General features: G+C 36.4%; 17 protein-coding genes and 1 tRNA gene. 8 read left to right on the top strand and 10 right to left on the bottom strand.

From position 1 onward, the window contains the following. Positions 1 to 43 precede the first annotated feature (43 nt). From carA to V3564_RS04450, 5 genes are all read right to left on the bottom strand, one after another. Positions 44 to 1,234 (bottom strand): glutamine-hydrolyzing carbamoyl-phosphate synthase small subunit, encoded by a 1,191-nt coding sequence (gene carA, locus V3564_RS04470; protein ID WP_455480401.1) that lies wholly within the window; start codon positions 1,232 to 1,234, stop codon positions 44 to 46. Between the two features lie 1,367 nt (positions 1,235 to 2,601). Further along, positions 2,602 to 3,120 carry a chorismate lyase gene (gene ubiC, locus V3564_RS04465; RefSeq protein WP_455480400.1) on the bottom strand — a complete coding sequence of 173 codons (519 nt, stop codon included), beginning with the start codon at positions 3,118 to 3,120 and terminating at the stop codon, positions 2,602 to 2,604. A gap of 1,075 nt (positions 3,121 to 4,195) precedes the next feature. Further along, a complete protein-coding gene (locus tag V3564_RS04460; protein ID WP_455480399.1) occupies positions 4,196 to 4,447 on the bottom strand; it encodes a GlsB/YeaQ/YmgE family stress response membrane protein in 252 nt (83 codons plus the stop codon). A gap of 592 nt (positions 4,448 to 5,039) precedes the next feature. Beyond that, positions 5,040 to 6,731, bottom strand: coding sequence for a Na/Pi cotransporter family protein (locus V3564_RS04455; RefSeq protein WP_455480398.1), 1,692 nt, complete (start codon positions 6,729 to 6,731; stop codon positions 5,040 to 5,042). A gap of 69 nt (positions 6,732 to 6,800) precedes the next feature. After that, positions 6,801 to 8,018, bottom strand: coding sequence for a mechanosensitive ion channel family protein (locus V3564_RS04450; RefSeq protein ID WP_455480397.1), 1,218 nt, complete (start codon positions 8,016 to 8,018; stop codon positions 6,801 to 6,803). 135 nt (positions 8,019 to 8,153) lie between these two features. On the opposite strand from V3564_RS04450, the gene dnaG reads away from it, so the two are divergent. The 3 genes from dnaG (at position 8,154) to V3564_RS04435 (ending at position 13,488) form a co-directional block, all read left to right on the top strand. Continuing rightward, positions 8,154 to 10,091, top strand: a complete 1,938-nt coding sequence (gene dnaG, locus V3564_RS04445; protein WP_455480396.1) for a DNA primase — start codon at positions 8,154 to 8,156, stop codon at positions 10,089 to 10,091. A gap of 337 nt (positions 10,092 to 10,428) precedes the next feature. Continuing rightward, positions 10,429 to 12,438 carry an RNA polymerase sigma factor RpoD gene (gene rpoD / locus V3564_RS04440; protein WP_455480395.1) on the top strand — a complete coding sequence of 670 codons (2,010 nt, stop codon included), beginning with the start codon at positions 10,429 to 10,431 and terminating at the stop codon, positions 12,436 to 12,438. Positions 12,439 to 13,026: 588 nt separating this feature from the next. Further along, on the top strand, positions 13,027 to 13,488 hold the full coding sequence (locus V3564_RS04435; protein WP_455480394.1) for a YcgN family cysteine cluster protein: 462 nt from the start codon (positions 13,027 to 13,029) through the stop codon (positions 13,486 to 13,488). Between the two features lie 43 nt (positions 13,489 to 13,531). Here the strand turns inward: V3564_RS04435 and V3564_RS04430 are convergent, their stop codons facing one another. Further along, a complete protein-coding gene (locus V3564_RS04430) occupies positions 13,532 to 14,269 on the bottom strand; it encodes an SIMPL domain-containing protein (protein ID WP_455480393.1) in 738 nt (245 codons plus the stop codon). 168 nt (positions 14,270 to 14,437) lie between these two features. Here V3564_RS04430 and V3564_RS04425 point away from each other — a divergent pair. After that, positions 14,438 to 14,514: transfer RNA gene (locus tag V3564_RS04425), tRNA-Ile, on the top strand. 1,612 nt (positions 14,515 to 16,126) lie between these two features. Further along, entirely contained in the window at positions 16,127 to 16,309 is a 183-nt protein-coding gene (locus V3564_RS04420; RefSeq protein ID WP_455480392.1) for a hypothetical protein, read from the top strand. Here V3564_RS04420 and V3564_RS04415 read toward each other — a convergent pair. Continuing rightward, positions 16,233 to 16,547: a helix-turn-helix domain-containing protein gene (locus tag V3564_RS04415; protein ID WP_455480391.1), complete on the bottom strand. Its 315-nt coding sequence runs from the start codon at positions 16,545 to 16,547 to the stop codon at positions 16,233 to 16,235. The two genes, V3564_RS04420 and V3564_RS04415, sit on opposite strands and share 77 nt — an antisense overlap. Before the next feature lie 382 nt (positions 16,548 to 16,929). On the opposite strand from V3564_RS04415, the gene V3564_RS04410 reads away from it, so the two are divergent. Both V3564_RS04410 and V3564_RS04405 read left to right on the top strand, forming a co-directional pair. Then, entirely contained in the window at positions 16,930 to 17,502 is a 573-nt protein-coding gene (locus V3564_RS04410; protein WP_455480390.1) for a hypothetical protein, read from the top strand. Positions 17,503 to 17,667: 165 nt separating this feature from the next. Further along, positions 17,668 to 17,982: a hypothetical protein gene (locus tag V3564_RS04405; RefSeq protein WP_455480389.1), complete on the top strand. Its 315-nt coding sequence runs from the start codon at positions 17,668 to 17,670 to the stop codon at positions 17,980 to 17,982. A 784-nt stretch (positions 17,983 to 18,766) separates the two neighbouring features. Here the strand turns inward: V3564_RS04405 and V3564_RS04400 are convergent. Beyond that, positions 18,767 to 18,946 (bottom strand): YegP family protein, encoded by a 180-nt coding sequence (locus tag V3564_RS04400; RefSeq protein WP_455480388.1) that lies wholly within the window; start codon positions 18,944 to 18,946, stop codon positions 18,767 to 18,769. Between the two features lie 420 nt (positions 18,947 to 19,366). Beyond that, positions 19,367 to 19,906 (bottom strand): helix-turn-helix domain-containing protein, encoded by a 540-nt coding sequence (locus tag V3564_RS04395; protein WP_455480387.1) that lies wholly within the window; start codon positions 19,904 to 19,906, stop codon positions 19,367 to 19,369. 337 nt (positions 19,907 to 20,243) lie between these two features. Here V3564_RS04395 and V3564_RS04390 point away from each other — a divergent pair, with 337 nt between their 5' ends. After that, a complete protein-coding gene (locus V3564_RS04390; RefSeq protein WP_455480386.1) occupies positions 20,244 to 21,296 on the top strand; it encodes a DUF475 domain-containing protein in 1,053 nt (350 codons plus the stop codon). Positions 21,297 to 21,336: 40 nt separating this feature from the next. On the opposite strand, the gene pncA is transcribed toward V3564_RS04390, so the two are convergent. Next, complete coding sequence (pncA, locus tag V3564_RS04385) at positions 21,337 to 21,945, bottom strand: bifunctional nicotinamidase/pyrazinamidase (protein ID WP_455480385.1); 609 nt, start codon at positions 21,943 to 21,945, stop codon at positions 21,337 to 21,339. Positions 21,946 to 21,952 lie beyond the last annotated feature (7 nt).

Genomic DNA, 21,952 nt, shown 5'->3' with positions numbered 1-21,952 from the left:
ATTTTTAGGGAGAAAACCTAAAAGATAAAGCACTCCAATTAAGCTATTTTTTATAATCCATAATAAGATCGTAGAAGTATTGAAAGAGATAATGACTGTCTTGGGGGCCGGGAGAAGCTTCGGGGTGATATTGAACAGAAAAAACTCGTTTCCCAAGGATCCGAATACCACAGTTTGAACCATCAAAGAGGGAAATATGTGTTTCTTGAACATGTTTTGGTAAAGATGTAGCATCTACGGCAAAACCATGGTTCATTGATACAATCTCTACTTTTCCAGTATTAAGATCTTTGACAGGGTGGTTAGCGCCATGATGCCCTTGGTGCATTTTTATAGTTTTTGCACCCATAGTAAGAGCTAGAAGTTGATGACCAAGACATATACCGAAAAGTGGTAAATTACGATCAATCAACGTTTTGATCGTTGGAATGGCGTATTGAGCTGTAGCAGCTGGATCACCTGGTCCATTAGAAAGAAAAATACCATCAGGGTTCATTGACAGAATTTCTTCTGCACTTGTGTGTGCGGGCACAACAGTAATACGTGCATCCTGTGTAGCAAGAAGGCGAAGAATATTACGCTTAATGCCATAGTCGATGGCAATGATATGAAGATTATGTACACGGTTTGTACTATATCCTTTATTCCATACCCATGGCTTCTCATTCCATTGTCTTAATGATTTAGATGTAACTTCTTTTGTAAGATCAAGATTGATAAGACCAGGCCATTTTTGTGCACGCTTCTTCAAAGAAGGGATATCAAAGTTTCCCTGAGGATTGTGCGCGATAATGGCATTTTGCGCACCTTTTTCACGGATAAGAATGGTAAGTGCGCGTGTATCAATACCACAAAGTGTAATAATTTTACGTGCTTTGAGCCATTTATTAAGGTTTTCATGCGCACGGTAGTTAGAAGGATGCGTAATGTCTGCCTTGAAAATAGCACCAACTGCACCATGACAGTTGAGGGGTGTGAGATCCTCAATATCTTCGCTATTTGCACCTACATTTCCTATATGAGGAAAAGTAAAATTAATGATTTGTTGCGTATATGATGGATCTGTAAGAATTTCCTCATAGCCTGTTATAGCGGTGTTGAAACAGACCTCAGCTTCAGCAATACCTGTAGCGCCTGCTCCTTTACCTTCAATAACTGTTCCATCGGCTAATACTAAGAGGGCTGTAGGTTTGTTTACACTCCAAGGATCGCTAGATGGAATAGTTTGTGTCATAGTGTGCGCCCACAATTTATTATCTGAAAGGCATAACAATCAACGTTACACAAAAGTATACTCATAACAGATACTGTGTATATTGTTTTTGCAATGTTTTGCCTAAGGTTAAGAGTATAAGTATATTCTATGAAGAGGTAAAGTCCTGTTTTGCGATTTTCCAAGACCTAGATGCTTAATTATTTTTTATCATGCATTCAAGTTGTATGAAGATTGGTTAAAAACCGTTTTTTCATTTGGATAAATTTATGTGGCATGAGCAGATTGATATGGCACTTGAAATTGCTTTGAAGGTGCAGGATAGTACGCGTCTTGCTACACTTCGTTAATGAGTATTATGATTAGGGATTGTGATATTCTTTATCGTGATGAAGGAAAGTCAGAAGTGGATGGTCATCAGATATAGTCTGTTTTTGCTAAAATATGTTGGCAGCGTGAGAAGCTAGTGCATATTTATAAAAAATCTGGTCATTTGGAATTTTGTAGAGAAAGAACAAGTGAAAATGGAAATCATTCGTGAATCCTTTCCCTACCAGTTTAACAAGGTGGAAGTTGAATGATGATTTTGAAGTTTTGGCACAAGCAAAGGCTGAAAGATTATGCGATATTGGTAAGGTGATGGTATAGCTTAAAGAATGTTATGCGTAGCAAATGAAATTTTAAGGTTTGCAATAGTCTTCGTGAAAAATTAAAATAAATATTATCAATTTGTAGGGGGCATTTGAAAGCATCTTTTGTTACTAGCAGCACGTCATAGATAGCATGAAACAATGTTGATATGCAGAACTTATCCTGTAAAAATTGTTATGAAGGAATGTGTTTAAGTAGCAAAGTTACTGTTTCTTTTTGCAAGGAAAAAAGATATCCTTCTTTGGTATTACACTCTGCTTTTCTTCAAAGTATTTACGTTATTAAAAATGCTATAAGTGTTTTAACTTTTTTAAAAAAAATTATCGCCTTCAAGCAAGAAAATTTTTTGTAGAAAGAAGGTGTTATTAGTCTTTTTGATGTTCCAAAGCATTTATTTTATTTATTTAGAGCTGCCGTATTTTCAGGAGTGATTATTATTCTACAGGCAAATTAAAGGCAGATGATTTTGTTAATATGGTGCGCACCTTTAGAGCAGCCTATCAAAGGAAGGTTTGTGTTATCTTTTAATAGTTATGATGAGCTAAGAGAAATTTTAAAATGCTTCTGTTGAAAAGCAAAAACATTTTTAAAGTGAAATGGCTCAGGAAGAATTTCGAGAAGACCTTTTCATTTGTAATATGCTACTGAGACAAGTTAGAAAACTGTATTCCCTTATTTTGAGGGAGGTATATAAAAGTAATAAGTTGTACACGATAAAAGGGGTATAGAACCTCTATCTATGCGGTATTTTCTGTGTAAAGCGGTGAAGATATTAAAAAAAGTTCAGTTAGCAACAATGGTTTTCCTGTTAGTCGTAAACGGGAACGGCGTGCCCATAGTGCATCTTGTTGGCCAATATGAATGTAATCGCGGGTTAATTTGTCACTGCTGAACAAATAGTGTCCCAATGGTATATTACCCAAATGCATTATTGCTTGATTGTGTTCGAGTAGAGTTTCTTGTGGGATTACAGTGCGTCCAAGAAGCCAAGGCTGATTATCGCCCATCAGTATGACTTCGCGTAGCCAGTAACGCGCACTCTTAGGTAAATGTTCCGCTTCTTCTTTCAATTCATCCCACGTAATAAAACATTCACGTTGTGGTTCAACATGTATGCAGGTACAGTGTTTTTTTAATCGAAGCGTCATCGAGCCCGACTCCATGAGCCAATCACGAATGTTTTCTGGTACTTGGGGATCTTGATCAGACAGCCACTTTAGAGGAGGCAAAATGGAATCTCTGGAATCAGACATCATTTCATTCCACATCTAAAACCATATTCTGTACACTATGCTAGATGATATAAGTAGATACCTCTATATAATATAAAAATACTAAGTCAACAAGATTTTAAACAGGAAAATGTCAAGAGAAAATTTAATGAAAAGCTATTAAAAAAATATATTATGGATCGCATCTTCATTAGAAAAGGTAAAAATGAATGTATTCTTGTATTATGATTTAGAGAAAGCGCTAATATACAGCGCATTTTTTAATTTTTGAGATAGAAACAGAGGATTAGAATAAACATTTAATATCTTAAAACTCATCTATAAAAAGAAGAAATTATAAGAGAAGAAAATATTTTAATTAATACTTTATAAAATGAAGGGGTACTCAAACCATTTGAATTTAGATGTAAAGTTTATCGTATTATTTAAATTTTATATTAAATGATTTTGAAAAACTTTGATTGATAAAAAACGAAAACAAAAGATAGGAAAAGAAAAAGAGGGAAGTATTATTTTTATAGCATTTATTTTTTTACCTTCTACGCGCACTGGGGAAAACTCTCTTTTCATCTATAAAGTTCAAAAGGATTATTTGAGTTTTCCAGTAAACAGTTTTATTTGTGAAGTGCATAGAAGTTAGGTGCTACGCGATAGAGCTTATGTTCATCGTTATTGCTTTTTGCAATAACGTGTATTGACTGTGTTAGTTGTTACAATGAGATGAGAAAAGTTTGATTGTAGTCGCTATATTCTGTTCCTTACCAGAGTTTTGAATACCAATATGCTGCTGGAGCAATCAGATATTGAAAATAATGACATTTTGGTGCGAATTATAAAAAGATTAAGCCAATATTGCACTAAAATAACGTTGATATCTCTGCTGGTATGAATGAACTGTAACCATATTGGTATGGGACGGTGAGTTGTAAAGCGCTTTTCTGCTTCTAGCATAACAACACAATGACATTGATGCAAAAAGATCGTAGCTTAAGTACCTCACCATCACTCCACCGCTGACACTACCTTTAAAAGCTATGACAAAATATTTCAGTTGTTCTACTTGGCACAAAAAGGTGCTTCTAAAAAATGTATAAATGTTCTACGATCGAATCTTCCGTCCTATCCATATAAGAATGCAGGCTCCTATAAAACCTGAAATAAGATAGCCAACCCAACCAGCAAAACTTACGCCTAAAAGGTTAAAAAGAAAACTGGCTAATGCGGCCCCAATAATTCCTAAGACAATGTTTAGCAATATTCCTGTCTGGCTTTTCATAAGATATTGTGCAGCCCAACCTGCAAGTCCACCGACAATAATAGCTGCAATCCAACCGATGTTTGCGTCTTCCATTATACTCTCCTTTGCCTAAATCTAATGTTAGTTCTAACTAGAGTAAGTTTTGTAAAGATCAAGACTGAATTTTTGCCTAGGGAGTGCTGCTGTTAGGAACTTTTTAAAAACTTTTACTTCGCTGATTTTCAACTAAAGTGAATACTTTACGCATGCAGTATTATATCCATAAATTTATAAATACATGTAATTTTTCGTGTTAGCAAAAAGCGCTAAAGTCAATAGTTTCACGTAAAAAGAAAGATAATTACAAAAGCACTTTGAGAGCATGAGAAGTATATTGTATTTATCAGCAGATTTCTTGCCAATTCCTATAACAAGTTTCAAAAAAAACTAGATTGATATAACTAAAAAATAAGCAAAATGGACACTTAAAAAGTTTGAAGAGGAGGCTTGCAAATACGGTATCAATAACGCTTGAAATAATGTTAAAAAATGTTTCTGTTTAACTCTTTACAAAATGTTGTGTAGGTTGGATCTATAAAAACATTGATATAATCATTGTAATCTGACGGATATTTACATTTCTCATAACAAACTTCTTCTCTTGAATGACAATTATTATTTTTTTTTGCTCAACTACTCTCAAAGTTTAAGATTTAGCCGTTTGCTGTTCAGTAGGATTACGCAGGCGGGAACTTTTGAGCAATCCCTGTGCTTCTAAGATTGGGTAGATCATTGAAGTTAGAAGGGAGTTGATTTGTTTTAGATCGCGTACAGTGTCAAGATGAAGACTGGACGATTCTATGTTTTTGAGATCACCTTCACGGAGGCGTTTAAAATGTTTTAAACTCATCTCTTTTTCTAAGTTTCGGAGCTGATCCTTTTTTTGCACCAATAAATGCGCGGTGTGTGTGTCACGTGAGACAAGAAGATTAAATGCAATATGCGCATTGGCTAGAACAATGGCGTGGAAGCGAAGGAGGTCACTCCATCCATCGCTACTGAATTGTAGACCTTTTTGTTGTTTCTTTTTAATCAGCATAAGCATATTATGAATAATGATGTCTCCTGCTTGATCCAATTTTATACAAGCGCCCAGAAGTTCTTGTGTTTGAAGGGCTTCTTCATCGGATAATTTTTGTCCAGCTAATCGTGCGAGATAAAGTTTGATTGCTATATGCTTTTTGTCCAATATGGTATTCAGCTGGTTGAGCTCACGTATGATGTCAGCATCAGGATTCTCATAAAGTCCCATGATTTTTTCTAGCATGATATCTACAAGATCACAAATATGAATGACCTCACGCATGACATTAGAAAGTGCTAAAGTTGGGCGTTCAAGAACGCTGTCATCAAGAGCTGTTTGATTAGATAAATTGAGTGTTTTGTCGGTTTGTGTTTTTTTTGTACTTACATGGACAATTTTAGTGGTCAGTTTTAAAACCCATTTCGAGAGTGGTATTCCAGCAAGAAGAATGAAAACATTAAAAATGATATGGGCGTTAATAACTTGAGTAGAGGCGTCATTGCCAAGCCATGTGACTGGTGGTTCAAAGAAGAGAAATAAAATAAGGACAAGGATTGAGCCAGCTCCACGCATGAGTAAATTTCCCAATGGGACGAGGCGGGTATTAGGGGAGGCGTTGCGTGTTAAAAGTGGTGCTATAAGAGAAGAACCAAAATTAACGCCAAGAACCATTACAACACATAGTTGAGTGTGAATAAGGTCATAGTTAGCAAAATTGACCAGTAAAATAATCCCTGCAATGGATGAATGTAAGAGGTAAGTTAATGCGGCTGCCAACAAAAAAGTGGAAACAGGATCGGTTGAAAGATAACTAATGATGCTAGGCAAAATTGCACTGTCGCGTAAAGGTTCTGTAGCTGCGCTTATCATTTGTAAAGACAAAATCAAAAGGCCAATACCGATGACAATACGTCCTATTTGACGCCAATCACGTTTTTCAGTTGTCATGAAGATAGAAGTGCCGATTAAAAGACAGAGTGGCACCACGATAGTGAGATCATAGGAGAGAATTTTGACAACTAATGCTGATCCTAATTCTCCCCCACGTACGGCCATAAGTCCCGCCAATCCAGAGACAAAACCAGATTCAACAAAAGAACCAACAAGGAGCGTTATTGCTGTAGAGCTTTGTAAAATCATTGCTGTAAAAAGTCCAAAACTTACAGCAAACAATGGTTTGGAAATGACATGGCGCATTTTGTATTTAAGCCTATCACCATAGGCACGCTCAACCCCTGTGCGTACCATGCGCGTGGCCCAAAGAAGTAAAGAAATAGCGCCTGCAAGGTGAAGGAGTATCAATGAACCATTCATGATACTTTTTCTTTCTCTGTTGTTATGAGTACGGTTAATTCAAAAATTGACGAACTGAAATTTATCGTTTTACTTCGCTTTCGTTTCTAATATATGATTAAAATCATAGCCGCTTGGATTTTGAAAAATCTTTAGACCAAAACTGGGAAGAATGGAATAAAGGTGGTCGAAAATATTCCCTTGAATTTGTTCATATTCTAGCCAAACGGTTGTGTTGGTAAAGCAATAGATTTCCAAGGGCAAACCATTTGGTGTAGGAGGTAATTGTCGTGCCATCAGGGTCATACTTTGTTTGATATTTTGGTGCTTTTGTAGATAAGCAAAAACATAAGCACGGAAAGTCCCAATGTTGGTTAAACGGCGGGTATTGGCTAAAAGATCATTATTTTTATCTAATTGAGCGTTCCATTCATTGATTTCTGGTATTTTTTGCGTGAAATAATTTTCTAACAAATTAAATCGGGAAAGATATTCTTGTTCTTCTTGCGTGTGAAAACGGATGCTTGATTGGTCAATGAAGAGAGACCGTTTGATGCGTCGTCCGCCAGACTCTTGCATTCCACGCCAATTCTTAAAGGAATCAGTCACTAGTTTACGGATAGGCACGGTGGTGATTGTATTATCGAAATTTCGGACTTTGACGGTATGAAGTGCAATTTCAATGACATCTCCATCTGTACCAAGACTGGGGATTTCAATCCAATCACCGACACGCACCATATCGGTGGATGAAATTTGGATGCTTGCAACGAGGGAAAGCAGCGTATCTTGAAAAATCAACATGAGGACAGCAGCCATTGCGCCAAGACCGGAGAAAAGAATAAGAGGTGAGCGGTCAATCAATGTGGCTACTGCTAAAACTGCGGCGACAGAAAAAAGTCCAATTTTGGCAATCTGAATAGGACCTTTTATTGGTCTCAGCTGTGCTATTGGTCGTTTCTCATAAATGGCATTAATAACATTGAGAATGGTAGAAATTGTTAGGACAATAATGAAAATAATGAATGCGTTAGCAACATTGTAGACAATAGTGCTGAATGCCTTGGGCAATGTTGGTATAAATTTAATACCGATTGAAAGAATAAAAGCTGAAATGATATTAGCCATGTGCTGAATGGCATTTTTTATATCGGTGGCTGTATTCTTGGGAAGGATGGAAGCAAGCTTTTTTGCGCCACGAGTGAGTAATTTTCGTGCTAAAAAGTTAACTAAAAGCGCAACAAGAATAAGAATAATAAGCCAAAAAATAGCCCCTAACCACGGATATTGAACAACAAACTCGACCACTTTTTCTATCTCCATTTTTTGAAACATATGCAGTTAAGCCTTTAAAATTTTGCAACTGCTTAAGAAGAGGTATTGGAATTATGCTCTAAAGTCGTTAAATATGCAAAAAAGAATTTTAAAACTCTGTGAGAGATAATGCGCTTTCCGCCTGATTTCCTTGATGGGCTCCGCACCAAATTACCAATTTCAACAGTTATTGGCCAAAGGGTGGTATTTGATCCTCGAAAAAGTAAGCCTTCGCGAGGAGACTTTTGGTGTTGTTGCCCATTCCATGGTGAAAAAACACCAAGTTTTCATTGTGATGACTATAAAGGCCGCTATTATTGCTTTGGCTGTGGTGCGAGTGGTGATATTTTTACTTTTCTTTGTGAGCTTGATGGATTGCACTTTTCAGAAAGTGTAGAGCGTTTGGCTGATTTTGCGGGTATAAAATTACCTCTTTCTGATCCACAAAGTCATAAACGTCAAATGGAAAAGGCTGATCTTTATGACGTTATGAAAATAGCCACAGATTTTTTTCAACACAGCTTACACGATGAAGGAGGTATGCAGGCGCGTCGTTATCTTGATGCGCGTGGTGTAACGCCAAAGCTTGTAGAGCGTTTTCGGATTGGTTTTGCTCCAGCGAGGCGTACGGCTTTGAAAGAAGCTTTAAGCGCGCGTGGTATTTCAATAAAACAAATGGAAGATTGTGGACTTCTCAAATTGAGTGAAGATAATACAGGTTCCTATGATCGATTTAGAAATCGTATTATGTTTCCTATTGAAGATTTACGCGGGCGTGTGGTGGCTTTTGGAGGACGTGCATTAGAGAAGAATACGCTGGCAAAATATCTTAATAGCCCTGAAACAGTTCTGTTTCATAAAGGGAATATACTTTACAATGCAGCTGCTGCTCGTAAAAATAGTCGTTCTGTTAGTGATGAAAAGGTCCATTCACTTCTTGTTGTTGAAGGCTATATGGATGTAATTGCGTTGACTAAAGTTGGTTTTGAGGGAGTGGTAGCGCCTTTGGGGACAGCATTAACAGAAGCGCAAATTGAGCTTTTATGGCAGATGGGGACTGATCCTATTTTGTGTTTTGATGGAGATGATGCTGGTTTAAAAGCTGCTTTTCGTGTTGCTGATCGTGTGCTGCCTCTTTTAAAGGCAGGAGTTTCTGTACGCTTTGTTTTATTGTCACAAGGTAAAGATCCAGATGAAATTATTTCTACTGGTGGTGCACAACTTTTTTCTTCTTTTTTGCAAAAAGCAATTCCACTGATCGAGCTTTTGTGGTGGCGCGCTACTTATGGGAAGAGTTTTGAAACTCCAGAAGCACGAGCGGCGTTAGAGAAACAATTAAAACAGCAAGTTTTTATGATTAAGGATGAAGATATACGCCGCTATTATTTGCAGGATATAAAGAAACGGCTCTTTGATTTTTTTCGCCCCTCTTTTTCGAAAAAAAAAGGAGAAAGGCAATATGACCGGAACTTACAAAATAAGGTATCTAAAAATCAGCTCTTTTCTGTATTGGAAAATACCGACATAGTACGCAGTTCTGCGCAATCTATTCCTCTACGTGAGGCGGTTATTTTATTGATTCTAGCTTACTATCCTGAGTTATGGTATGAAAATTTCGAAGTTTTTTCTGAGTTGGAGTTGCAAAACACTCAATTAATGTGTTTTCATCAATCTATGTTGGAAATTCTTGGAAATCAGCAGCTTCATGATAAGGAGACAATGATTGCGCTCTTAGAAGAAAGGGGGCAAAAATCTTTGTTAGAGCGTATGAAACGTCTTGTGCAAAATATTGGTATGCGTGCTGTCTTTGTAGGAGCTTCTATGGAAGATGTTCGTACTATATTAAAACAGGCCATCTACTTGCATCTTCAAGAACACCACCTACATAAGAGATTACAAGATATTGAAGAGCAACTCGTAGAAAATCCTAGTAGTGAGGTTTTTGATCTTTTTCGTGAGATAAAAAATGAGCTGAGGCAGATGCAAGCAACAGAAGCACTAATTGAAGGATTTGGAAGTTGGTTGGATGAAAAAATAGATGGGAATAAACAAGATACAATAAAATGATTCGCTTTTTTGATGCGAATCAGTCACCTAAAGCTTAAGATGAGGAAATTTATTAGAGCGACATTTGTATAAAGAATGACGACTAGATTTTGGGAAAAGCGGGAAATTGGTTCTTACTATATGGTGCAGAGATTATCTCAGAAAGGCTGAGAGGTGTCGGGGAAACTTCTGGAGTTTTCCCGCATTTTTGTGTGAATGAAGGGTGTATACAAAATGTATTCTTTCCAATAGTAATCTCCTCTAAGAGGAAGTATATATGAGAAATTGTTGGTACGCTAGGTGAGAATGCAAAAATCTGGTCACGTAGGCTGCGTAGTGATCAAGTGGAGTTACGGGTATGGCAACAAAGGTTAAACAGAAAGATAATGTGGAAGTAATAAGCCAAGCGAGTTTGGATAGTCCTCTTCTTGATTTTTCTGACGATGCCATCAAGAAAATGGTTAAACTCGCCAAAAAAAATGGTTATGTGACGATGGATGAACTGAATGCAGTTCTTCCGTCTGACGAGGTTACATCTGAGCAAATTGAAGATATCTTGGCGATGTTTTCCGATATGGGCATTAATGTCGTGGATGATGAAGATGAGGTTGAGTCTGAACAATATGAGGAAGAAGTTACAGTAGAAAGTGGTGGTTTAGTAGAGGCCTCTAGCCACGCAATTGCAGCGACAACTAATAAACGTGAGGTAACAGATCGGACTGATGATCCAGTGCGTATGTATTTGCGTGAGATGGGGGCTGTTGAGCTGCTTTCGCGAGAAGGTGAAATTGCCATTGCTAAGCGTATTGAAGCAGGGCGTGAGACAATGATTGCAGGGCTATGTGAGAGTCCTTTGACTTTTCAGGCTCTCATTATCTGGCGTGAAGAATTGAAAGAACAGCGTATTCTTCTTCGTGAAATTATTGATCTTGAAATGACTTATGCTGGTCCAGAAGCTAAGCAGGCTCCTATTGTTGAACGAAGTGAAATTGATGAGATAAAAGAGGAAAACACATCTTCTGGAACGCGTAATATGGTGGGTATTACGGGAAATAGAGTCATTGAGGATGATGATGAAGACGATGACGAAGTTAACTTGTCTCTTGCTGCAATGGAAAATGAGCTTTGTCCTCAAGTCATGGAAACATTGGATTTCATTGCTCAAACCTATGCAAAATTGCGAAAATTACAAGATCAGCATGTTGAGAGCACTTTGGCAGAGCGTAAAGAGGGCTCTCTTTCACCTTCTCAGAAGAAAAAAAGCATTCAATTAAAGAACGAGTTGATTCAAGCAGTGAAATCTCTCTCTTTGAATCAAAATCGTATCGAATCTTTGGTTGAGCAGCTTTATGACATCAATAAGAGATTGATTCATAATGAGGGTAAGTTGAAGCGGATTGCCAATAGTTATGGCATTGGTCATGAGGACTTTTTAAAAGAATACCAAGGTCGTGAGTTGGATCCAGATTGGATGAATTATATTGCGACTTTGCCAGGCGGTTGGCAAGAGTTTTCAATGAATGAAGCGAAAGAAATTCAAAATTTGCGTAGCGAAATACAAAATCTTTCTCAAGAAACTGCTATTTCAATTGGCGAATTTCGTCGGATTGTTACGCAGGTGCAGAAAGGTGAACGCGAATCAACCATTGCTAAAAAAGAAATGGTGGAAGCTAATCTGCGTCTTGTGATTTCAATTGCAAAAAAATATACTAATCGTGGTTTACAGTTTCTTGATCTTATCCAAGAAGGCAATATTGGTCTGATGAAGGCTGTGGATAAGTTTGAATACCGGCGTGGGTATAAGTTTTCAACTTATGCCACATGGTGGATTCGTCAGGCAATTACGCGTTCAATTGCTGATCAGGCACGCACTATTCGTATCCCTGTTCATATGATTGAAACAATTAATAAAATTGTTCGTACATCGCGCCAGATTTTACATGAAATTGGACGCGAGCCCACACCAGAAGAATTGTCTAGCAAGCTTTCTATGCCATTAGAAAAAGTGCGAAAAGTACTTAAAATTGCAAAAGAACCTATTTCACTTGAAACGCCTGTTGGTGATGAAGATGATTCCCATTTGGGTGATTTTATTGAGGATAGGAATGCATTATTGCCGATTGATGCAGCTATTCAGGCGAATCTGCGGGATACGACGACTCGCGTCCTTGCTTCATTAACACCACGTGAAGAACGTGTTTTGCGCATGCGTTTTGGTATAGGGATGAATACTGATCATACGTTGGAAGAAGTTGGTCAACAATTTTCAGTTACGCGAGAGCGTATTCGTCAAATTGAAGCAAAGGCGCTTCGTAAACTGAAGCATCCTAGTCGTTCACGGAAATTGCGTAGTTTTCTCGATTCTTAGTAAGAGGCTTGTGTGTTTTCAAAGATGCCTTCTTTCTTAATGAATATGTACGAAAAGCGTATGATGTAGCTCTTAAGGTTCCTTTTTGAGAAAGGTGCAGGGCAGCTGTTGAATAATCTATGTAAAATTGTCGGTGTCCAATCTTTCTCTTGGCTTTGATATTTGTGCTACTATCTCTAAAAAAACAACAGGTACGTGGGATGAGCTTATCTGGTGAGTTCTCAAAGGAATGAACGATATTTTAAGCATTATTAAGGACGACTTGTATTAAAATATATCGACTTATGACCAAGGTGAGTTTTTTTGTAGTCCGGAGGCACTCACACAAGAAATTTATGTAAGTATGTAGGAATTTAAAGATTCTATTCGGATTATGTTATTGGTTTAGATTATAAAATATTTAAAACTGTACGTTTTGGTTGTTTTTTATGTCCGCTTATAACGGATGCTTTGATGCACTTTATTTGTTTTGTTAGAGGTGAGCTGTATCTTTATTGGTTGCTTTTAAAAAGATTGTTTTGAGAAAACGTCGTGAACTTAATGTTTTTTAAGAAATAAAAATCGATGCAAAAGGGGATAGCTGATTTTATGAGTAAAGAAATTCCATTTTGGAAAGTAAAAAAACTAGAAGAAATTTCTGTTTCTGAATGGGAAAGTCTCTGCGATGGCTGTGGGCGTTGTTGTTTGCACAAAGTAGAAGATGATGATACTGGCGATATCTATGCAACCAGTGTTGCTTGCCATCTTTTAGATGGGGAAACTTGTCGGTGTCGAAACTATGTTCATCGTAAATCAATTGTTTCAGACTGTATATCGTTGGATGTTGCAACGGTTAAAACAGCTCGTTGGCTTCCGGAAAGTTGTGCTTATCGGCTGATTAATGAGGGAAAAGACCTTCAATGGTGGCATCCATTGGTATCAGGAAATTGGCAGACAGTGCATCAAACAGAATTTTCTGCTCGTGGACAGATAGAAATTTATGAAGATGAATTATCGTCTGAAGAGGCTTATCTCCACCATATCACCGGTCTTCTCTGTGAAGGCCAGTAATATGATTGATTGTTTTATACAATAATTAATGATATTATGTGATTTAGTCTATAGAAAATACTACAGTAACATTGACGCTATAACCCAACTCACCTCCTGAGAAATTTGTATCAGCATAGCTTGCATGTGCTGCACTCTTCATAAGGCGTGGCATTGGGTAATAACTATCATTATTTTCATTGATTTTAATAATTTTTCCCAATTTTAAATTCGCTGCTTGTGCTATAGTTTCTGCTTTTTCAATAGCTTCAGCAATAGCTTTTTTACGTGCTTCTTGATAAAATGGCTTCGTATTGGCGTTGGTAAAGGTAATACCATTAACTAAATTAACGCCGAGAGCCATTGCTTGGTCAAATATTTTACCAGCATTGGCAAGATCACGAATACGCACTGTTAAAGAATTTGAAACATAATACAGTTTTTCATTGTTCTTTTTTTCCTGATATTTATCAAAGTCGGATCCATAAATGGACAAGCCTGATGTTTGCAAATCATTTTCTTGGACGTTGTTCTTCTTAAAAGCATTTATAATATCATTCATAGATTTATTATTGGATGCTAATGCTTCTTGAGCTGTTTTGTCATGTGTAACAACTGCTAGATTGATAATTGCCATATCGGGTGCTGCTTGGCTTTCGCCAGTTGCAGTCACTGTAATGGTTGGGTTTTTTGTTTTGCTTTCTTCAGCATGTACGGCGAGTGAACTGGCTAGCAATGCAAGTGCCATCATGGCTATTTTAACTCTGTAATGATTCAACGGTTGGAGAATTTTTTTTGTCATATCTATTCCTTTATATTTATCTATTCACTACTTTCTCATTTTAGGGAGCTCTTGTAAAGAAGTTAGGGTATTAGAAAAAAACGATAGAAAAAAGAAAAAGATAGATTATAATTCATGTAGGCTCTTGTATCGTAGGATTTTTTAGTTTAGAGAAAGGCAACCTGTGTGGGGCCTGTAGCTCAATTGGTTAGAGCCAGCGGCTCATAACCGCTTGGTTGGGGGTTCGAGTCCCTCCGGGCCCACCATTAAAAAATGAATGGATTATATAAAAGTTTTGGGATTCTGTATCCTGTGGTTTATCTTCCTGTTTATCATGAATTTTTTGTAGTTTTTTGATTGTTCCACTATGAGTTATTTTCTATCAGCCATTTTGGTAGAGAGTGATGTCATGTTCTTTTCAGTTTGATCAATTTTCATTTACGATATTGTAGCATCCGCATTAGCTGATACGTTTTCTGTTCACTTTTTTGATTCATGTGCTGATTTTAAAATTTCTGCTGCGTGACGTTCTTGACGAGACAGAGTGCTAAGAATTTCTTTGATAAGTTTATTTTTTGCTTTTCCTGCAAATGAATATTTCATCTCAATAAGATCGATTTTAAGTTTTTTCTAATTTAGGTAAAGTTGGAACAAAAATATTTCTTTTAAATTAGTTTTCTCTGTTTTTTAATGAACACTGCTATCTGTTACGTTTTTGCAGTTGATCCGAGCTGCATCATCACGGTATAAGTCCGTATACAAAAGAACGTGGTCCATAGATGTTCATGTATACCGTGTTGTTTATGAGATAATATTTGTCGATGTCTTCTTTTTAGTTTTGAGAGATATTTTTATAGCTGCGGTTGGGTTATCTTCTAAAAAATCTTGATTAATTGTTCTTTTAAAAAGTCTATTGAGTGCTTATTGATGTTTCCCCGTATCATTTAATATTGCTATAATATGCATTTTTATTGTTTTGTAAGGAATGTTTTTTGCGAAGTTTAAAATTTTATCAATGAGTTTTTTTATTTTTACGTATTTTTTCTAAACTATACTCATTAATCCTATTTCATTGATGGTTTGAATTGCCATTGAAGAGCAATTCATAAGACCTTTTTGATTTTATCCTGATAAGGCATTTGGATTACTTTAGCAAATCCAACTCTTTTTCTGTGTTGATTGTAAAGAGGTCTTTATCTTTGTCATTTTATGCAAAGCTATAAGTAGTTGCTTGAATTTTTGCCGAAAGGAAAATTCATTTCTTTTTTAAGTTCTTGTGCAACTTATGTGCGATATCATTGAGACTTGACCCGCTGTATCTTTTTAAGTATTGCCATCTTTGTTTACAATGGATCTCTATGTCAGATTTCTCAAGGGTTCTTTCAGAGGGGGAGGAGGTCTTTTTTGAAAAGTATGTTACAGAGCCGTAGATGGTGCTGCTGTTCATAAGAACTTTTTACATCGCATCGTTATATTTTTGCTTTGCGGTATCATTAAAAAACATAAGTAGTGCCGTGTAGAGTAAAATTGTGATATATTTTTTCAAAGAAAGCTTTTTTGTGTTTTTTCACGCAGAGTTCGGCAACGTTTTCAGAGATATCTTCACATCGATTAGTTATTGATTCGAATCGCAAGATCTGAATAGCATTATTAGCGTTGTTAGTAAAAGTGATGATGTCAATTTTTCATAAAAAGGTCTGGACCGTGCGATGTTTTTTGTTTCACCATGGTACATAACTAACAGAATTTTACCTGATTTTATAAGAGCAGTTTGTACACAACTACTTCCATGCGACCTATTGCAAATATTTTTTTCTAAGGTATGAGATATATATAAACGCTTTAGCGTTATCTAGTTTGACTACATGGAGTGTAACTATGAAGAATGACGAAAAAATCGAGGCAGCTTTATCTGACATTATTGTGAAATGGGAGGCTTTGTCTACGGTTCAAAAGCAAGAGATATTGAAAATAGTAGAAAATTCTACAACTGTTGCTCAGTCAACAGAACATTTAAAGCCTCAATCTTCTTTTTGTCTCCAGACGAAATCAAAGCTATGAGTTTTAGATCTTCATCAGAGATATTAAAACCAGTTATTACATATATGGCACTAGCATTTCCGAGTGTGTTAAGAATAGCCATAAGTTTATCTACAGAGGGTCTTTTTCCCCCGTTTATCATTTGTTGTACGTAGTTTTGTCCACAGCCCGCTGCTTTGCTTATTTCAATCATCGTGCGTCCATCGCTCTTTATCAATTCAATTAAGCGTTGAAACCAATCTTTTTCAGTCTTTGTCATTTTTAGACCTTTACACATTTACGCTATAGCGTTAATATTGCGCTGCGAATCCAGAATAGATGATACAAGGAGCGTGAAAATATCCATGCGTAGCTTTTCGCTTATGAAGGATATAGAGTTGTTTTTAACTAATAACAAAATGTCCCCATACACTTTTAGATTCGAATCAACAAAAAATGGTTGCTTACTTCCACGACTGTGACAGGGTGGACGCGTATGACCAAAGACGGGAATGCCTTAGTGTATTCATGAAGTATTACTGATAGTATACGCAGCGCTACTATAAATCAAGATATACTCCAACATTGGCATTTGTAAGAAATTTCTGCATTAAGGTGGTGTGCGGATATAACGAAGTTTTACAGCCTTAAGGAAAAGGATCATGGCTGTAGCAAAAAAGTACAAATTCATGGGTGCAGAACACTGTCTTTCCTTTTGTTGCGATAGATTAGGTTATTGTCAGATGGTATATCACATGTGTGTGTTAAGATGCTTTGAAAATATCAAAAAACGTGATTTTGGTAATGCTATAGAGCATGAAGGTACTCTCTGTTATAAATGTGATTGGTGGGTAGAATATAATACAAGTGGTAAATGCTTTATTGAAGACGGGTGTGTTTTTACTGATGCTATGGTTTATAGTGATGTTCGCATTTGCAACAACACCTATGTTCATGATATTGCGCAGATACTGCAGATACATTGTATGTTACCTGTTTCCAGTATTGCTCGTGTTTATGGTAATGCTCAAGTTTATAACTATGTAGAGATTTTTGAAAATTCTCAAATTTATGTCAACGCTTTAGTTCGCGGTTATACAGAGATTCGTGGGAAGGCGTTTGTTAAGCTCATCGTGTCGTTAACATTGTTTGAAATCATTTGTGTTCTTGCATTTTATATAAATAAATACGGTGCAAACAATTGGCGTGATCATAGATTTTGGCAGCTTTCATAGGGCTTGCTTTGCGTCATTTGTTGACGTGTTTTTAAGAGAAAATAAGGGTACCGGGTGTGATTTGTTGCACTTGGTACCATGCTATTTTTGTATTTTTTTGATGGAGGGCGAAACAAAACAAATTGGTCGAGATGATCAATTCAATGGCAATTAAAGGAGAACAAAATGATGGTAAATGGAATTTTATTAGGAGCGGTGATTGTTGTTTTGCTTTTCAGTGGGATAATGTTTTGGTTTGCTTTTTATTATCGCGATCAAGTTAAAGCTCTTAAAGAAGAAGCGAGAAAAATAAAGCATGAGTTTTTTAGGGGTTCTATGAAGGTGACTAAAGAACGAGATAGGGCAATTAGAGAACAAAATATGGTGATTAAAAGACGCGATCAAGCAATTGAAAAACTGAAAAAACAAATTAAACAGTACGAGGAAACAATACAGCAACATAAGGAAGCAATTAAATCTGAAGATGACGTGAAAAGGTGATTAAAGAGGCTTGGGATAGCGAGAGAGCCCCTTAGTCATGGCAGTGACTGTTGAGTTGATTGTGAGGTTATTTTCCGGGTAATGTTCAATTTACTCCAATGCTGTCTATGGTTTATAAAATACTCAATTTATGGGAAGGTAGTCTTTGCTATTAATGCAAAAGTTTATGGCGATGCACCCGTTTATAGATATGCTGAGATTGTTAAAAATGCATATATATATGATTCCGCAACCGTTTATAAAAATGCAACTATTTTAGTGATGCACATGTCGTTGAGAACAGGATTGGGGATGTAGCTTGATTTTTGGAAAAAGGTATATGATGCATATGATGATAAAAGAACCTCAACCAACAAATAAAAAGAGGCACAGTAGGAAGGATGGATGTCTGTTCTTTATGAGAGTGAAGCGAACAAATTTGTTATGATAATAGGCCAGAAAATAAGGAGAGAAAGATGTCTACAGAAGATATTAAGTATCTGGTAAAACAGTCAATCCATAATTTATGATTTGCGTGCATACTATACGTTTGTTACTTTTACGAAAAGATGCAAGATTTGAGAGAGTGGCTAGTTGATGGTTTCGATAGCAATTTGACTGTCGGCTTGGGGATGGGTACAGAATCCGAAAAAATCTTTATTTAAACAATTGTTTGTGTATGTTAGAAATCACATAAAAAACATCTTCTATTGAGGGAAAATCAGCGGCTTTTGTTCATCGCTAAAGTATGATGCGCGATTCCAAATACACGAAGTGAAAATTTTTATTTTGATGGTCAAGAACATTAGGATTGTAGTTCTCTAATGAGAGCTTTATGTGTGACTTCTTTTATCTGTTCAATACTCATCAGGATATCTTGTTTCGTTGAATAACCCTTACTAGAAAAAGCGATTTTCTGTTCGTCCCCAGAGATTAGACGCCAGTACCATTGATTGTGAACTCCTTGAAACACCTCAAAATACATGCTTCCTACCTCATAAAATGGCCGAAAATTTTCAGGGTAAACATTTCACCAATCTGACTATGAACGTTAAGGTATGGCTTCATAGTGAGTAGTCAATATATTTCCCTTAAATTTTTTTGATCTTAAACAATAACCTCTATGAGAATTACATTTTGTAACAAGAAAATATTTATTGTCAATAAGGTATAAATAGGTATTTTATAATATAAAAATGATTTTTTTAACTTTAATTATATTATATTACTACTTAAAGTAGAAAAAATCTTTTTATTTTCGTTAGGCAGATGTATTCAATTATTTTATTATAGAAACAAACTTTATATGGCACATTAAAGTTTACAAGCATGGAAAAAGTAAGAGCGCTTCTTTCCGTGCTTATAAGGCTTGTGTCTGTTTTGTGGCTCCTTGTGATAAGGACTTTTATTGATTAGCTATAATCTCTTTTTGCGATACGCTTCGAATGAGTAAATCAATGAATAGGCTAAGAATATAAGAATTGGCCATTTTTGCCTTCATATCGATCAGAGAGATTGCGGCCTTTTGGTTAAGGCTATTAGATAAGCCTTGTTTTGATAAATATTGCTGCAACTTTTCATAAGAGCTGTCGATTTTTTCTTGATTTAATTTTTCACTGCGATCACTATTGGCAAGAATCTCTTCAAGTCCCTCAATTTTTTTTATAAAATAATTCCAGTCAAAGTCACCTTTAGTATATTCTGTGTCAAACATTTTCCCTTGTCCAGTTAAAAGCCAATTGATATTGACACCGTACAACGTGTGATATGTTTGTAAGACACTAAGGTTGGGTTCTCTTTCCCCGCGCTCATAAAAAGCGATGGAATTTTTTGTCATGCTAAAACTTTTAGCCAGTGTTTCGCGTGATGGATCCCCTAAAGCGAGGCGTACATAACGTAAACGCTTTCCAAATACAGTTTTTGATTCAGTTTCAGGACGTGCCACGAATTATCTCCCTCATTAATTCATCATGGTATAGACTTTGACCAATAAAGGCACACTATGTATTAATACCTCATAATGCAATGTCAATATTTATAGCTTGATTTTTCTTTATTTTTTTAATTTTAGTGGATAGAAAGCAATTTTTGACTTATTGTATTGCGTATTATTTAAGATTGATATCCACTTCAGATGCAATTATCGATTCTTCTCTTGTTTTTTCTGCAGAAAATTCCATATAAGTCCGCCATGTAGATTCTATCTATTTTTGCATTAATTAGGTAGAGCCTTTCGGTTTGCGCCACAGATTAATTTAAAAAATAAATTTTGAGGAGTGGTCATGAGCCTATTAGGCTATTTTAAATGGACTTTTTTTTTCACAATTATTGGCGTTTTTATAGGAGGGGCTATTGGTTGGTTTGAAACAGGAAGTGTTACTGGTTTTCTTAAATATTTTTTTATTTGCTGCGTTTTAGGGATTTTGGAAGTTTCTTTATCTTTTGATAATTCTATTATCAATGCACGTGTTCTTGAAAAAATGGATCCGTTATGGCGCCGTCGTTTTCTGCTATGGGGCATTTTGGTGGCAGTGTTCGGGATGCGGATTGTTTTTCCGTTGTTAGTGGTTGCTATTGCTGTTGGGATAAGTCCAATTGCGGCAGTAAAGTTAGCAATATGGGAACCACATCAATATGCTGCAATCTTAACAGATGCTCATGTAGGGATTGCTGCTTTTGGAGGAACTTTCCTCATGATGGTTGGTTTGAAATATTTTTTTGATCCTGAAAAAGAGGTGCATTGGCTCGCTTTTATAGAAAAACCAGCTCAAAAATTTGGAGCGCTTTTTGGGATTGATATTGCAATCGTTTTAGCTTTAATATTATTCTTTTCAGGGCAGATCGTAACAGAAGATAAAATGACTTTTTTACTTGCTACCCTCTATGGACTTTTGACGTTTATAGGCATAGAAGCTATCGGTTCGCTTTTGGATGCCCCAAAAACGAATTTAGCTACGATCACCAAAGGGGGAGCAGGCGCATTCCTTTATCTGGAAGTTCTAGATGCTAGTTTTTCTTTCGATGGCGTTATTGGTGCTTTTGCCTTTTCACACAACCTTTTTATTATCGCAATTGGCCTTGGTATAGGTGCATTTTATGTTCGTTCTATGACGATTATGTTAGTTGAATCAGGAATATTGTTGCATTATCGTTATTTGGAACATGGTGCTTTTTATGCAATTTTGGTACTCGCAGTGATTATGTATCTGCAAACTATTATACTGATTCCTGAAGTATTAACAGGATTAGTGGGGGGCTGTATCATTGGAATGGCACTTTATTCTTCTGTTCGTTTTAAGCGTCAGCATATGAATAAACACATTGTATCTAAATAAGTTAAGAATTTTTTATGTGTCGCAATAGAGGGAGGGTGTTTTAAGATGCCATTAAGAGTTCTATATTGGATTCGTTCATAGTCTTAAGCATAGTGTTAAGAGATCCGTTCAGATCAATGCCAGCACAGGCGTTTAGTAAAACGCTGACTTTAAAGCCGCATTGTATGGCGTGAAGTGCAGAGAATCCCACACAAAAGTCGGTTGCTAAGCCACACATAGCTAGCTTTGTAAAACCATGTTCTTTGAGATAAAGTTGTAAGCCCGTTGGTGTTTTTTGATCATTTTCAAAAAAGGCGGAATAGCTATCAATTTCTTGATTATAGCCTTTTCTAAGAATAAGTTGTGCCTTTTCAACTTTGAGAGATGTGTGAAATTTTGCTCCCTGTGTTCCTTGTATGCAATGATCAGGCCAAAGTGTTTGTGGGCCATAGTCAAGATCAACTGTATCATAGGGCGTTTTTTTAGGGTAGGAAGAAGCAAAGCTGCAATGACTTTTTGGGTGCCATTCTTGGGTTAAAATTACGTGATCAAAATGGTCTATGAGATTATTGACAGCTGGTAAAATGGTATCACTTTGTGGTACCATGAGTGCTCCACCTGGTAAAAAGTCATTTTGAACGTCAATAACGATTAAGGCCTTTTTTTCCATAAAACAT

The organism is Bartonella sp. B12(2025), from assembly GCF_053795135.1.
Note: the sequence above shows the minus strand (reverse complement) of the source record. Positions and strands in the feature narration are given on the sequence as shown.

Excerpts from the sequence above, each read along its gene's own strand:
- carA (WP_455480401.1), bottom strand. The coding sequence starts at position 1,234 with ATGACACAAACTATTCCATCTAGCGATCCTTGGAGTGTAAACAAACCT.
- ubiC (WP_455480400.1), bottom strand. The coding sequence starts at position 3,120 with ATGATGTCTGATTCCAGAGATTCCATTTTGCCTCCTCTAAAGTGGCTG.
- V3564_RS04460 (WP_455480399.1), bottom strand. The coding sequence starts at position 4,447 with ATGGAAGACGCAAACATCGGTTGGATTGCAGCTATTATTGTCGGTGGA.
- V3564_RS04455 (WP_455480398.1), bottom strand. The coding sequence starts at position 6,731 with ATGAATGGTTCATTGATACTCCTTCACCTTGCAGGCGCTATTTCTTTA.
- dnaG (WP_455480396.1), top strand. The coding sequence starts at position 8,154 with ATGCGCTTTCCGCCTGATTTCCTTGATGGGCTCCGCACCAAATTACCA.
- rpoD (WP_455480395.1), top strand. The coding sequence starts at position 10,429 with ATGGCAACAAAGGTTAAACAGAAAGATAATGTGGAAGTAATAAGCCAA.
- V3564_RS04435 (WP_455480394.1), top strand. The coding sequence starts at position 13,027 with ATGAGTAAAGAAATTCCATTTTGGAAAGTAAAAAAACTAGAAGAAATT.
- V3564_RS04430 (WP_455480393.1), bottom strand. The coding sequence starts at position 14,269 with ATGACAAAAAAAATTCTCCAACCGTTGAATCATTACAGAGTTAAAATA.
- V3564_RS04420 (WP_455480392.1), top strand. The coding sequence starts at position 16,127 with ATGAAGAATGACGAAAAAATCGAGGCAGCTTTATCTGACATTATTGTG.
- V3564_RS04415 (WP_455480391.1), bottom strand. The coding sequence starts at position 16,547 with ATGACAAAGACTGAAAAAGATTGGTTTCAACGCTTAATTGAATTGATA.
- V3564_RS04410 (WP_455480390.1), top strand. The coding sequence starts at position 16,930 with ATGGCTGTAGCAAAAAAGTACAAATTCATGGGTGCAGAACACTGTCTT.
- V3564_RS04405 (WP_455480389.1), top strand. The coding sequence starts at position 17,668 with ATGATGGTAAATGGAATTTTATTAGGAGCGGTGATTGTTGTTTTGCTT.
- V3564_RS04400 (WP_455480388.1), bottom strand. The coding sequence starts at position 18,946 with ATGTATTTTGAGGTGTTTCAAGGAGTTCACAATCAATGGTACTGGCGT.
- V3564_RS04390 (WP_455480386.1), top strand. The coding sequence starts at position 20,244 with ATGAGCCTATTAGGCTATTTTAAATGGACTTTTTTTTTCACAATTATT.
- pncA (WP_455480385.1), bottom strand. The coding sequence starts at position 21,945 with ATGGAAAAAAAGGCCTTAATCGTTATTGACGTTCAAAATGACTTTTTA.